A 12,846-nucleotide genomic window follows, 5' to 3' on the forward strand; every position below is an offset into this window, starting at 1 on the left:
TCTTAGGCGCTCGACGTGGGACTGTCACCTCTCTCTGAGAGCACCGCCGCCCGCCTGATACACCCTCAGGCCAGGGCCCGCGCCAGCATCGCGCCACAGAAGGCGGCTCCCAGCCCGGCCACCACACTCGTCACGGCGTTGGCCGCCGCGTGGAAGCGCGCCCCGTCCTCCAGCAGCCGCACCGTCTCGTACCCGAACGTCGAGTACGTCGTCAGCGCCCCGCAGAACCCGGTGGCCGCCAGCGCCATCACCGCGTCGCCCGCGGGCAGCGCGGCCAGGAACCCCAGCAGCGCCGATCCGCCGACGTTGACCGACAGCGTCCCCCACGGGAACGCCGTGCCGTGCCTGGCCTGCACCGCCCGGTCGGCCAGGTAGCGCAGCGGCGCCCCCACGGCCGCGCCGAGCGCGATCAGCAGCAGCGTCATCGCACTCCCGCCAGCCGCCTGGTCGGCCGCCTGGTCAGCCGCCGGGTCAGCCACATGCCCGCGGCCACCGCGGCCAGCGCCGCGACCAGCGTCCCGGCCAGGTAGAGCAGCCCCGTCACCGCCCGGCCGGCCGTGGCCAGCCGCTGGACGTCGACCGCGTACGTGGAGAACGTCGTGTAGCCGCCCAGCACCCCCACCCCGAGGAACGGCCGCACCAGCCGGTGCGCCCGGCGCACCTCCGTGATCACCACCATGAGCACGGCGATCAGCAGGCAGCCGGACACGTTGACCCAGAACGTCGCCCACGGGAAGTCCGCGGGACCGGCGGGCAGCGCCGCCTGCGCGCCGTGCCGGGCCAGCGCCCCGAGCGCGCCACCGGCCGCGATCACGGCGAGCACGGGCGCCAGGGGCTCACGGGGTCGATCGCCGTCCTGGCCGATGGGACGATCAGTCACACAATCCTCCCTGTGTCGGAAATGCCGATGCCGGGAATCTCTCTAGACAACCAGGAGCCCTCGGAGGACTTCTTGAGCACGAAGGACGCGATCGCCTTCCTTGCCGGAGCCATCATCGTCGTCTCCTTCGTCGGCACCGCCAAGACCCCGCCGGCCACCGCTGCCAGCCCGTTGGGCAACGTCAGCGGGACACTGCCGGGTCTGGCCCCCATCATCTCGGATGCCGACAAGGCCAAGGCCCGCGGCCTCATCAAGAGCCTGCGGGTGAAGGGGTTAGGCCCGAACACGGGCTACGACCGCGCCAGGTACGGGGCCAACTGGGCCGACGACGCCACCGGTGTGCCGTACGCGCGCAACGGCTGCCGTACCAGGGACGACTTGCTGGCCCGCGACGGGCAGGAGGTGAAGTACCGGCCGGGGTCGAGCTGTGAGGTCGTCTCCATGGAGCTGACCGATCCCTACACCGGCAGAGTGATCCACTGGCACAAGGACAACGCCGACGAGGTGCAGGTCGATCACGTTGTGCCCCTCAACTACGGATGGCGGATGGGCGCGCCGCGCTGGGCGATGGCCAAGCGGCTCGACTTCGCCAACGACCCGCTCAACCTGCTGCCCGTGGACGGGGACGCCAACGAGGAGAAGGACGCCTCCGGCCCGGCGAGCTGGCTGCCCCCGCGCCGCGGCATCCGCTGCCCTACGTCACCCGGTTCGCGCAGGTCGCGGTCAAGTACGACCTGCCCGTCACCTCCGCCGACAAGAAGGCGATGCTGGCGCAATGCCGCTGATGCCGACGCAGTGCCGCTGATGGGGGCACTGCGCCCGCTGATGGCGGCACTGCGCCGTTGATGGCGGCACTGGGCCGTTGATGGCGGCGCGGCGCCGTCAGCGCGGGTCGAGCCAGTCGAAGCCGTGCTTGAACGTCTGCTCGGCCAGCACCCGCTGGCCGTCGGCGTTGGGGTGGAAGAAGTCCCACTTGCTGACGTGGTCGAGGGTGAACGGGAAGGCGAACACCGCGCCCCCGTCGGTGCGGCAGGCGGGCCCGTACGCGGCGCACGCCTCGGCGGCCGCCCGGTTGTAGGCCATCACCCGCGCCCGCACCCTGGCGCGGCGCTCGTTGTCGGCCCGCTTCGTCGAGCTGGGGTTGACCAGCATGGTCTGGCAGATGCGGCCGGCCGTCCAGAACGTACGGGCCAGCGGGTTGCCCTTGCCGACCTGCCACAGCCTGCGCAGGTCGGGGATGCTGGCGATGAGCACCCTGGCGCGGGGCATCCCGGCCCGCAGCTCGGCGAGCGCCGTGTCCAGCCGCTTGCGGTAGACCTGCACGGGGGTCATCGCCTCCTCGGTGCGCACGCACGCGTCGAGGGCGCCGATGAGGATCGTCACGTAGTCGGCCTTCGCCGCCACCGCCTTGCGCACCTGGCCGAGCAGGTCGGCGCTGGTCGATCCGGGGACGGCGAAGTTGAGGTTGTGTTTTTGGAGCGTTCCCGACAGGCGGGACAGGCGGAGGTAGTGGCTGGTCACGTCCCGGTGGTCGCCGGCGGACCACGAGCGCGAGGTGCAGGAGACGTACCAGCCGCAGGCGTTGAAACCGGTGGAGATCGAGTCTCCTAGCGCGGCCATGATCTCGGGTACGGGCTGAGCGGCGGCGGCGTGCGCCGCACCGGAACCGGAAAGGACAACCACTGCGGCGAGGACGGGCCCCAGACGACCGATCATGGTGCCCAAGGTAGGGAGCCGATCAAGGGCCCACTATGGCGTTGCGGCAAGGTCTGCCATTTCAGGACCCACTTCATATCGCAGCTTGACAGACCTCAGGCGATCAGGTTGCACCCAAACAACCATGGCGTCCGGTTTTTTCCGGGTTCATTGACCGTAACCTCGCATTCACGGGGGTCTGAGTCGAACGTGTTCAGTTCCCGCATAGAGTGTCTTGAGTGAGTGTCGCGCTCGGAACAACCCGCCCGCTGCCGGTTCGCACCACCCTTGTCGGCGACCCCGGTGACCTGCTGGCCTCCCTGCCCAGGACGGCTCCCTACGCCTGGGTCAAGAACGGCGAGGGCCTCGTCGGCTGGGGACAGGCCGCCCGGGTGGCCGTGCCCCCAGGTCCCGGCCGGTTCGCGTGGGCCCGCCAGTGGCTGGCGACCGTCTTCGGCGACGCCGCCGTGGACGACGCCGTCCGCACCCCCGGCTCGGGCCCGGTCGCCTTCGGCAGCTTCACCTTCGACGAGGACGCCCACGGCTCGGTCCTCGTCGTCCCCCGGGCCGTGCTGGCCCGCCGCGACGGCCACGCCTGGCTCACCACGATCGGCGAGGCGCCGCTGGAGAGGTTCTCCCCCATCCGTGAGCCGGGCCGCATCAGCTACGGCGACGGCAGCCTCAGCGCTCCTCAGTGGGAGCACGTGGTGGCCCGCGCCGCCCAGCGCATCCGCGACGGCGAGCTGGAGAAGGTCGTGCTCGCGCGCGACCTGGTGGCCACCGCCGAGCGCCCCATCGACGTGCGGCTGCTGCTCGGCCGGCTGGCCCAGCGCTATCCCGAGTGCTACACGTTCTCGGTGGCGGGGCTGGTCGGGGCGACTCCCGAGCTGCTGATCCGGCGTACGGGGCAGGAGATCGAGTCGCTGGTGCTGGCCGGCACGACGGCCCGCGGCACCGGCCCGGCCGACGACATCGCGCGCGGGGCCGCGCTGTTCGCCTCGCAGAAGGACCGGCACGAGCACGAGTGCGCGATCGCCTCGGTGCGCCAGACCCTCGCCCCGCTGTGCTCGTCCCTGCAGACGCCCGACGAGCCCGAGCTGCTCGTGCTGCCCAACGTGCAGCACCTGGCCAGCCACGTCAGCGGGCGCCTGGCCGACGGCGCCTCGGTGCTGGACGTGGTGGCGGCCATGCACCCGACGGCGGCCGTCGGCGGCACCCCGACCCCGACCGCGATCCAGGTCATCCGCGAGCTGGAGGGCATGGACCGGGCCGGCTACGCGGGCCCGGTGGGGTGGATCGACGCGCACGGCGACGGCGAGTGGGGCATCGCGCTGCGCTCGGGGCTGGTGGAGGGCCGCAGGGCGCGGCTGTTCGCGGGTGGCGGCATCATGGGCGACTCCGACCCGGCCGCCGAGCTGGCCGAGGCGCAGGCCAAGTTCCGCGTCATGCAGTACGCCCTGGAGGGCTGAGGCGCAGGCCAGGTTCCGCGTCGGGAGGCCCTGGAGGGCTGAGCGCCGGTCAGGTTCGCGTCAGTACGCCCTGGAGGGCTGAGCGCCGGTCAGCCGGGCACGTGCAGGTCGTCGCCGACGTCCACGCGCGCCCGGCCGGCCGTCAGCGTGGCCACCCAGTCCGCGAACGCCGCCACCTCGTCCTCGCCCACCGCGACGGCGAAGGTGACGTCGCTCGCGTACGTCACCTCGCGCACCGCGTAGCGGGAGGCCCGCAGATCGTTCTCCACCCGGCCGGCCTGGTCGTGCGCGACCGCGACGACGATCAGCTTGGCCGGGACCATCCTGACCGGCTCGGCCCGGTCGAGGGTCTCCGTCACGGCCGAGCCGTAGGCACGCACCAGGCCGCCCGCGCCCAGCAGCGTGCCGCCGAAATAGCGGGTCACCACCGCCACCACGTCGTTGATGCCCCTGCCCACCAGCGCCTGCACCATCGGCGTGCCCGCGGTGCCGCCCGGCTCGCCGTCGTCGTCGCCCTTCTGCAGGCGCTGCCCGATGACGTAGGCGGTGCAGTGGTGGCCGGCGCCCGGATGCTTCTGGCGCCGCTCGCCGATGAAGGACTGCGCCTCCTCCACCGTGCGCGCGGGCGCGAGGGCGCAGATGAAACGCGAGCGCCGCGCCTCGGTCTCGTGCTCGACGATGGAGGTGAGGGTCAGGTACGGCGCAGGCACATTCGCCAGGGTATGCCCTCGGCCCGGGAACTCCGCGGGCTACCATCTCGTCATTCCATCAGGACCTAAGGGAGGCTCTCATGGACACAGTGAATGACGTCATGCCCTATGTCACCTCGGCGATCGGCGCCTACGGCGTCGCGGCCCTGGCCAAGACCAGCGAATTGGCCGCCGACACCCAGGTCGCCCGCGGCACCCGCATCCTGCAGCGCGTCTTCGGCCGCGGCGACGCCTACTCCAGGCTGGTGATCGGCCGGGTGGCCGACGCCAAGCCGGACGACGAGCCCAGCCACGCGGCGCTGAAGCTGGCGATCATGGAGGCGTTCCAGGCCGATCCCTTCCTGGCGCGGGAGGTGGCCGCGATGCTGCCCAGGGAGGCGGTGGCGGCCGGCGAGCGGGCCGAAGCGCCCCGCTGAGCCGTCCTTGCGTCATGCACTGGGCGGGGGGTCGCTCTGTGCGGCCCGCACATGCGGGCCGCGGCCGATGCCGCGTACGGTGCAGCGCATGAGCTATCGCGTCGCCATGGACATCGGGGGCACCTTCACCGACGTCGTCTGCTATGACGAGCGGAGCGGGGCCGTGACGGCCTCGAAGGCGCCCACCACGCCGGGAGATCTCGCCGAGGGGGTGTTCGCCGCGCTCGGCCGGGTCATGGCGGACCCCGCGGACATCTCGTTCTTCGTGCACGGGACCACCCAGGGGCTCAACGCGCTGCTGGAGCGCAAGGGGGCCCGGGTGCTGCTGCTGGCCGGCCGGGGCGGGCGGGACGTCTACCAGATCGCCAGGGGCAACCGGGACCGCATGTTCGACCTGCGCTACCGCAAGCCGACGCCGCTGGTGCCGCGCCAGGACGTGATGGAGATCGGCGGCCGGCTCGACTACCGGGGCCAGGAGCTCGTCCCCCTCGACGAGGAGTCGGTGCGGCGGGCCGCGCGGCGGGCGCGCGACGAGGGTTTCGACGCGGTGGCGGTGTGCCTGCTGTTCTCCTTCGCCGATCCGGCGCACGAGGTGCGGGCCGGCGAGATCCTGCGCGCCGAGCTGGGCGACGACGTGCTGGTCGTGCTGTCGCACGAGGTGGCGCGGGAGTGGCGCGAGTACGAGCGGACCTCCTCGGCGGTGCTGGAGGCGTACACGGGGCCGGTCGTGCGGCGTTATCTGGCCAGAATCGAGCGGCGGTTCGCCGAGCGCGGCCTGGCGGTGCCCGTACACGTCATGCAGTCGTCGGGCGGGCTGGTGAACGCCTCGTACGCGATGCGCAGGCCGCTGCAGACGCTGCTGTCGGGGCCGGTCGGCGGCACGATGGGCGGGGTCGCGGCCACCCGCCTGCTGGGCAGCCGCGGCGGCAACGCGATCTGCATCGACATGGGCGGCACGTCCTTCGACGTGTCGCTCGTGGTGAACGGGCGGCCCGACGTCAGCGCCGAGGCGCACATCGAGGGCTATCCCGTGCTGATGCCGATCGTGAACCTGCACACGATCGGCGCGGGCGGCGGCTCGATCGCGTACGCGGAGGCGGGCGCGCTGCGGGTCGGGCCCGAGTCCGCCGGAGCGGTGCCCGGGCCGGCCTGCTACGCCAGGGGCGGCACGCGGGCCACGGTGACCGACGCCAACGTGGCGCTCGGGCGGGTGGACCCGGCGTGGTTCGCGGGCGGGCTGATGACACTGGACGCGGAGGCGGCGGGCGCCGCGGTCGCCACCCTGGCCGAGGAGCTGCGGCTCGACCCGCTGCAGCTCGCCGAGGGGATCTGCGACGTGGCCAACGCCAAGATGGCGCAGGCGATCAGGACGCTGACCGTGGAGCACGGGGTGGAGCCGAGGGAGTTCGCGCTGGTGGCGTTCGGGGGCGCGGGGGCGATGCACGCGGTGTTCATCGCCCGTGAGCTGGGGATCTCCGAGGTGGTGGTGCCGCGCTTCCCTGGGGCGTTCTCGGCGTGGGGGATGCTGGAGGCCGACGTGCGCAGGGATCTGACGCATCCGTACTTCCGGCCGCAGGAGGCGCTCAACGGCGACGACATGTCCAGAAATCTCGTGATTTTGGAGCGGGAGGCGCTGGAGGCGCTCTCCGGCCAGGGCGTGCCCGAGGAGCGGCGCCGGGTCGAGCACGCCGTGGACATGCGCTACGAGGGACAGGACTACACGCTCACCATCCCGCTGCGCGACGCGGCCGAGCCCGCCGGGCCCGGCTTCCTGCCGGCGATCGCGGCCCGGTACGCCGAGGCGCACACCTCCCGCTACGGGCACGCAACGCCCGAGGCGCCGGTGGAGTTCGTCATGCTGCGCAGCACCGGGTTCGGCTCGTTCCCGCGCAGCGCCGCCGCGGTCCTCCCGGCCCACGGCGAGGAGGCGGCGTACGTACGGGATGTGATCTTCGACGGCGCGGTGCACAGCACGCCGGTGCTGCGCCGCTCCAGCCTCGACGGCGAGCTCACCGGGCCCGCGATCGTGGTCGAGGAGACCGCGACCACGGTCATCCCGCCCGGGTGCCTGGCCACCGTGGACGACAACGGCTTTCTCATCGTGAAGGTGGACCAGTGATCGACCCCGTGACGACGGAGATCATCCGCTGCGCGCTGCTGCAGGCGGCGGAGGACATGAACACCACCCTCATCCGCAGCTCCTACACCCCCGTCATCTACGAGGCCAAGGACTGCGCGGTCGCGCTCCTCGACCGCGAGCACAACGTGCTGGGCCAGTCGTCCGGGCTGCCGATCTTCCTGGGCAACCTGGAGGTGTGCACCCGCGAGACCGAGCGCCTGTACGGGCGCGAGGTCTGGCAGGAGGGCGACGTGTGGGCGCTCAACGACTCCTACATCGGCGGCACCCACCTCAACGACGTCACCGTCTACGGGCCGATCTTCGCGGACGGGGAGCTGGCCGGGTTCGCCGCGTCGCGGGCGCACTGGCTGGACGTCGGCTCCAAGGACCCTGGCGGATCCATGGACTCCACGTCGATCTTCCAGGAGGGCCTGCGGATGGGCCCGGTGAAGGTGTACGCGGGCGGCGAGCCGTGCCGCGACCTGCACGAGCTGATCGCCCGCAACGTCCGTTTCCCGCACGCCACGCTCGGCGACATGCGCGCCCAGGTGAGCTGCGCGATGACGGGCCAGCGGCGGCTGAAGGAGATCGTCTCCCGGTGGGGCCTGGACACGGTGACGGCGGCCCGCGACCAGATCTTCGACCAGACCGAGCGCCTGGAGCGCGCCGCCATCGCGGCCATTCCCGACGGGGTCTACGAGGCGTCCGGGTTCCTGGACAACGACGGCATCGACCTGGACACGCCGCTGCCGGTGACCGTGCGGGTCGCGGTGTCGGGCGAGTCGATGCACGTGGACCTGCGCGACTGCGCCGACCAGGCGCTCGGGCCGGTCAACTGCGGCGCGGCGCAGGCCGTGGCCGCCGTCCGGGTCGGCTACAAGCTGCTCGTCTCCGGTGACGTGCCGCTGAACGGGGGCTCGTTCCGGCCGCTGTCGGTGCAGACGCGGCCCGGCTCGATGCTGGCCGCCGAGTCGCCCGCGGCGTGCCAGTACTACTACTCGCATCTGGGGCTGCTCATCGACCTGGTGGTCAGGGCGCTGGCCCCGGTGCTGCCGGAGAAGGCGGCGGCGGCCTCGTACGGGGACTCGATGATCGTGCAGTTCACCGGTACGGATCCGCGTACCGGCAAGCTGTACGTCTCCCAGGAGGCCACCGTCGGCGGCTGGGGCGCGTGGGAGGGCGGGGACGGCGAGACCTGCCTGATCAACAACGTCAACGGCTCGCTCCGCGACATGCCGATCGAGGTCCTGGAGACGCTGTTCCCGGTGCGCGTCACCCGCTACGAGGTCCGGCCGGACACCGGCGGGGCCGGGCAGTGGCGCGGCGGGAACGGGGTGATCAGGGAGTACGAGTTCTGCGGGGACACCTCGCTGTCCCTGTGGTTCGAGCGGTCGGTCACGCCGGCGTGGGGGCTGGCGGGCGGCGCGGCCGGCGCCCCGCCGCGCGTCACGCTCAACCCGGGGGCGCCGGGCGAGCGGGCGATGCTGAAGGCGAACGCGCTGCCGGTCCGGGCCGGCGACGTGCTGCGCTGCGAGTCGGGCGGCGGCGGCGGTTACGGCCCGCCGGAGCGGCGCTCGCCCTCGGCCGCCGCCGAGGACCTCGCCCGGGGCATGACCACCGGCTGAGCGCGCCCCCGCAGCCGGTCCATCTCCCGCCATTCTGGCCGCAGCCCCGTCAGGTTCGTGGTGAGCCCGTAGGCCGCCCCGCACGCCAGCAGCACCGGCGTCAGCCCGGCGGCGGCCACCGCCACCCCGCCCAGCAGGCCGCCGAGCGGGATCCCGGTCCAGGCCAGCGAGGTCGTCAGCGCGCTGACCCGGCCCAGCAGGTGCCGGGGCACCCGCTCGTACGAGATCGCGCCCAGGATCGGGTTGAGGAACCCGCCGCCGAACCCGGCCACCGCGAACACCGCCACCATCGCCCACACCGGCGCGTCCACCGCCAGGACGAGGAACCGCGGCGGCCCGGCGAGCAGGAACGCCAGGAAGAACACCGGCCTGCGCCGCATCCGGTGCGCCACCGCCGCCGCGACCAGGCTGCCGCCGACCGCGGTCAGCCCCATCACGCTGCTGTTCAGGCCGGCGACGGCCGGCCCACAGCCGGACTCCTTCGCCCACACCGGCAGCAGCACCTGGCTGAAGGCGGCGTCGAGCAGGTTGGTGACGCCGATCATGACGACCACGGTGAGCAGCAGCGGCTCGCCGCGCAGGAACGCCAGCCCCTGGCTGAAGCGCCGCCAGTACCCCTCGGCCTCACGCTCGCCCTCCGGCGCGGGCGCGCGGCGTCCCATGCCGCGCGGCAGCGCCCATGCCACGATCAAGGAGCCGAGCGCGAAACAGGCGGCGCTGATGCCGAGGCTCGTCAGCGGCCCGAGCAGCGCCACCGCCGCGCCGCCCGCCGCCGGTCCCACGGTCTGGGCCAGCCGTTCCGTCACGCCCATCAGCCCGGTGGCCCGCTCCAGCGGCACCCGCCCGCGCTCGGCCGCCTCCGGGACCATGATCTCCTTGGCCAGGTCTCCCGGCCCGCGCGCCGCGCCGATCACCGCGACGAGAACGAGCAGGGCGCCCAGCGGGAGCCGGCCCCACGCGTCCAGCAGGACCACGGCCGCCGCCGCGACCGCGCTCACGACGTCGGTCACCCACGAGATCCGGCGCGGCCCCGCCCGGTCGGCGAGCGGCCCGGTCAGCGCTTTGACCAGCACGTACGGCGCCATCTCGGCGAACGCCACCAGCCCCGTCTGGGCCGCGCTGCCGGTGGTCACCAGGACGTACCAGGGCAGGGCGATGGCGGAGACGCGGGTCGCGGTGTGCGACACGGCCATGGTGGCCAGCACTCCGGCGATCGGGCGTAAGGACCGGCGCGCCTCTTCCCGCGTCACGACGCGCCCTCATCGGGTCCCGGCACCCCGTCTTCTCCGGACGCGTCCGGCCCCGGCTCGTCGAACTCCGGCAGGACCTCGGTGATCACATACACCCGCACCGCGTCGTCGGGCGCCGCCTCCTCAGGCGAGTCCCGCCGGTAGCGGGCGACGACCGCGCCCATCTCCTCGCGCAGCCGCTGCGCCTCCTCCAGCGTGAGCCGCAGCGCCTGGGAGCTGAGGTCGAGCACCCGCCGCCACTCCCGCGGCGTCGTCTGCATCTCGTTCAGGGCCTGCTGGACGCGCAGGTTGTAGAGGGCGGCCACGGACTGCATGTACGCCAGCACCGCCTCCGGCTCGCGATCGGCCAGCTCGACGTCGTTGAGCCGGGTGGTCCGGTGGACCGAACGCCACCAGCGCTCCCGTGCGTTGCCGCGTTCGACGTCCTCCTCCACGAACCCGGCCGCGCCGAGCCTGCGCAGGTGGTAGCTGGCGGTGCCGGAGTTCACCCCGAGGCGCTCGGCCAGGCGGGTGGCGGTGGACGGGCCGTGCTTGCGCAGCAGGTCCACGAGCTGCACCCGGACGGGGTGAGCCAGGGCGCGCAGGCCCTTGGCGTCGAGGACGACCACGCTCTCGCTGGGTGGAGTCATACTCCGAGGCTAAACCGCAAACAGTTCTTCGCAAATAGTTGTTCGCGAAGAACTGTTTGCGGTTTCGAGCGACGCCGCACTGCGACGACGAGGCGATCGACGTGCGTTCGGATATCCTTCAACTGAAACGACTGTTCCAGTGGGAAAGGGTGACGCCATGCCGGGCTTCTCACTGCGAGGACGTACGGCCTTGGTGACCGGATCGGGGCGCGGGCTCGGGCTGGAGATGGCCCGCGCGCTGGCCGGAGCCGGCGCCAGGGTGGTGATCAACGGCCGCGACCCCGGCAAGCTCGCCGAGCTGGCCCAGCGGATGGAGGTCGAGTTCGCCGCCTTCGACGTGACCGACCTCGACGCGGCCACCCGGGCGCTGGAGGCGGTGGCCGGGCGCGGCGGAGCCGTGGACGTGCTGGTCAACAACGTGGGTCAGCGGGATCGGCGGGGCATGGCCGAGTTCACCTCGGCCGAGCTGGCCCGGCTGCTCGACGTCGACCTCGTCTCCGCGTTCGGGCTGAGCCGCCTGGTGGCGGGCGATCTCGTACGGCGGGGTGCGCCCGGCCGGATCATCAACGTCTCCTCCGTGATCGGCAGGCTCGGCCGGGCCGGCGACGTCGGCTACGCGGTCGCCAAAGCCGGGCTCGACGGCCTGACCCGGGCCCTGGCGGCCGAGCTCGGACGGCACGCCATCACGGTGAACGGGGTGGCGCCCGGCACGTTCGCGACCGAGGCGAACGCCCACCTGGCCGCCGACCCGGAATGGGCGTCCTGGCTGGAGCGGCGCACCGCGCTGGGGCGCTGGGGCCGGCCCGAGGAGGTGGCGGGCGTGGTGGCGTTCCTGGCCAGCGACGCCGCGTCGTACCTCACGGGGCAGACCATCCCGGTCGACGGCGGCATGACCACAACCTTCTGACCCTGCCCCGCACACCCCTTCCCGGCACCGCACCAGCGCTCGGTCCCGCCCGGGGCATCGCGCTGGCCCGGCCCGGCACCGCGCCAGCGCACGGCCCTTGTCCGGGACACCGTGTCAGGGTTCGGCCACCGCCCGGGACCCGTGTCAGCGCACGGCCCCCTCTGGAAACCCGCGCCAGGACTCGGCCCCCGTCCGGAGGGCCGCACCATGGTCCGGGTACCGTCCTGGACGCCGCGCTAATCCCCGCTCTCGACCAGGACGTCCCGCAGCAGGCGGCGCCCGCCGGGCCTCGGCTGCCACTCCCGGGGATAGCCGAGCGACACCTCCTCGAAGCGGACGCCGTCGTACCAGGTGACGCGCGGGATGTGCAGGTGCCCGTAGATCACCGCCGCTGTCCGGTGGCGCCGATGCCAGTCCCTGGTAGCCGTCGTACCGCACCACTGGGCGAACTCGGGGTAGCGCAGGATGTCGGTCGGCTCGCGTACGAGGGGGTAGTGGTTCACGAAGACCAGCGGCACGTCGTCGTCCAGCTCCGCCAGCCGCCGCTCGGTCGTCTCCACCCTCGCCCGGCACCACGCCTCCCGGCTCGGAAAGGGGTCGGGGTGCAGCAGGTATTCGTCGGTGCAGACCACTCCGGTGCTTTGGGCGTAGGCGAGAGCGCTGTCCTTGGTGTGGTGGCCGGGCGGCAGAAACGTGTAGTCGTAGAGGAGGAACAGCGGCACGATCCTGACAGGTCCCCCCGAGCCCTCCCATACGGGATAGGCGTCCTCCGGGGTGAGGATCCCCAGATCCCTGCAGATGCCCACCAGATGCTCATAGCGGGCGACCCCCCGCAGGTCCGGCTCGTCGCCGTGCGGGCTCCACAGCTCGTGGTTGCCCGGGACCCAGATGACGCGTTCGAAGCGGGCGGCCAGCAGGCGCAGCGCCCACGTGATGTCGGCCATGCGTTCGGCGACGTCGCCGGCGACCAGCAGCCAGTCGCCGGGCGTGGCCGGTTTCAGCTCCTGCAGGATGGCTCGGTTCTCGGGGTAGGCGACGTGCAGGTCGCTGACCGCCAGCAGTCTGCTCTCACCTCGTACGGGCTGACCGTCCTGGGGCGCGGGCAACGGGCATACCTCCTTCCGCGTGGTACGAGCATGTCACGGC

13 protein-coding genes are annotated in these 12,846 nt (G+C 72.7%); 6 read left to right on the plus strand and 7 right to left on the minus strand.

Annotated features, from left to right (window positions below; all coding sequences use genetic code 11):
- Positions 1 to 65: 65 nt before the first annotated feature.
- A complete protein-coding gene (gene crcB, locus ABEA43_RS20985; protein WP_345564081.1) occupies positions 66 to 425 on the minus strand; it encodes a fluoride efflux transporter CrcB in 360 nt (119 codons plus the stop codon).
- Positions 422 to 880, minus strand: a complete 459-nt coding sequence (gene crcB, locus ABEA43_RS20990; RefSeq protein WP_345564084.1) for a fluoride efflux transporter CrcB — start codon at positions 878 to 880, stop codon at positions 422 to 424. The genes crcB (ABEA43_RS20985) and crcB (ABEA43_RS20990) overlap by 4 nt, the downstream gene beginning before the upstream one ends.
- A 72-nt stretch (positions 881 to 952) precedes the next feature.
- On the opposite strand from crcB (ABEA43_RS20990), the gene ABEA43_RS20995 reads away from it, so the two are divergent.
- Entirely contained in the window at positions 953 to 1,726 is a 774-nt protein-coding gene (locus ABEA43_RS20995) for an HNH endonuclease family protein (RefSeq protein WP_345564086.1), read from the plus strand.
- Between the two features lie 36 nt (positions 1,727 to 1,762).
- On the opposite strand, the gene ABEA43_RS21000 is transcribed toward ABEA43_RS20995, so the two are convergent.
- Positions 1,763 to 2,596, minus strand: a complete 834-nt coding sequence (locus ABEA43_RS21000) for an SGNH/GDSL hydrolase family protein (RefSeq protein WP_345564087.1) — start codon at positions 2,594 to 2,596, stop codon at positions 1,763 to 1,765.
- Positions 2,597 to 2,814: 218 nt separating this feature from the next.
- On the opposite strand from ABEA43_RS21000, the gene ABEA43_RS21005 reads away from it, so the two are divergent.
- Positions 2,815 to 4,044, plus strand: a complete 1,230-nt coding sequence (locus ABEA43_RS21005) for an isochorismate synthase (protein WP_345564089.1) — start codon at positions 2,815 to 2,817, stop codon at positions 4,042 to 4,044.
- 89 nt (positions 4,045 to 4,133) lie between these two features.
- Here ABEA43_RS21005 and ABEA43_RS21010 read toward each other — a convergent pair whose 3' ends face one another.
- The gene (locus ABEA43_RS21010; protein WP_345564091.1) at positions 4,134 to 4,754 is read right to left on the minus strand and encodes a YigZ family protein; all 621 of its coding nucleotides are present in this window, start codon (positions 4,752 to 4,754) and stop codon (positions 4,134 to 4,136) included.
- Between the two features lie 80 nt (positions 4,755 to 4,834).
- Here ABEA43_RS21010 and ABEA43_RS21015 point away from each other — a divergent pair, with 80 nt between their 5' ends.
- The 3 genes from ABEA43_RS21015 to ABEA43_RS21025 all read left to right on the plus strand — a co-directional run bounded on the left by ABEA43_RS21015 (position 4,835) and on the right by ABEA43_RS21025 (position 8,914).
- Positions 4,835 to 5,170 (plus strand): hypothetical protein, encoded by a 336-nt coding sequence (locus tag ABEA43_RS21015; RefSeq protein WP_345564093.1) that lies wholly within the window; start codon positions 4,835 to 4,837, stop codon positions 5,168 to 5,170.
- A gap of 88 nt (positions 5,171 to 5,258) precedes the next feature.
- Positions 5,259 to 7,289, plus strand: a complete 2,031-nt coding sequence (locus ABEA43_RS21020; RefSeq protein ID WP_345564094.1) for a hydantoinase/oxoprolinase family protein — start codon at positions 5,259 to 5,261, stop codon at positions 7,287 to 7,289.
- Positions 7,286 to 8,914: a hydantoinase B/oxoprolinase family protein gene (locus ABEA43_RS21025; protein WP_345564095.1), complete on the plus strand. Its 1,629-nt coding sequence runs from the start codon at positions 7,286 to 7,288 to the stop codon at positions 8,912 to 8,914. The genes ABEA43_RS21020 and ABEA43_RS21025 overlap by 4 nt, the downstream gene beginning before the upstream one ends.
- Here the strand turns inward: ABEA43_RS21025 and ABEA43_RS21030 are convergent.
- Positions 8,842 to 10,164, minus strand: coding sequence for an MFS transporter (locus tag ABEA43_RS21030; protein ID WP_345564096.1), 1,323 nt, complete (start codon positions 10,162 to 10,164; stop codon positions 8,842 to 8,844). The genes ABEA43_RS21025 and ABEA43_RS21030 overlap by 73 nt on opposite strands.
- The gene (locus tag ABEA43_RS21035) at positions 10,161 to 10,793 is read right to left on the minus strand and encodes an ArsR/SmtB family transcription factor (RefSeq protein WP_345564097.1); all 633 of its coding nucleotides are present in this window, start codon (positions 10,791 to 10,793) and stop codon (positions 10,161 to 10,163) included. The genes ABEA43_RS21030 and ABEA43_RS21035 overlap by 4 nt, the downstream gene beginning before the upstream one ends.
- A gap of 157 nt (positions 10,794 to 10,950) precedes the next feature.
- Here ABEA43_RS21035 and ABEA43_RS21040 point away from each other — a divergent pair, with 157 nt between their 5' ends.
- Positions 10,951 to 11,700 (plus strand): SDR family oxidoreductase, encoded by a 750-nt coding sequence (locus ABEA43_RS21040; protein ID WP_345564098.1) that lies wholly within the window; start codon positions 10,951 to 10,953, stop codon positions 11,698 to 11,700.
- A 236-nt stretch (positions 11,701 to 11,936) separates the two neighbouring features.
- Here ABEA43_RS21040 and ABEA43_RS21045 read toward each other — a convergent pair whose 3' ends face one another.
- Positions 11,937 to 12,806, minus strand: a complete 870-nt coding sequence (locus ABEA43_RS21045) for a metallophosphoesterase family protein (RefSeq protein WP_345564099.1) — start codon at positions 12,804 to 12,806, stop codon at positions 11,937 to 11,939.
- Between the last annotated feature and the right edge of the window lie 40 nt (positions 12,807 to 12,846).

Source organism: Nonomuraea rosea, from assembly GCF_039539705.1.
Taxonomy (GTDB): domain Bacteria; phylum Actinomycetota; class Actinomycetes; order Streptosporangiales; family Streptosporangiaceae; genus Nonomuraea; species Nonomuraea rosea.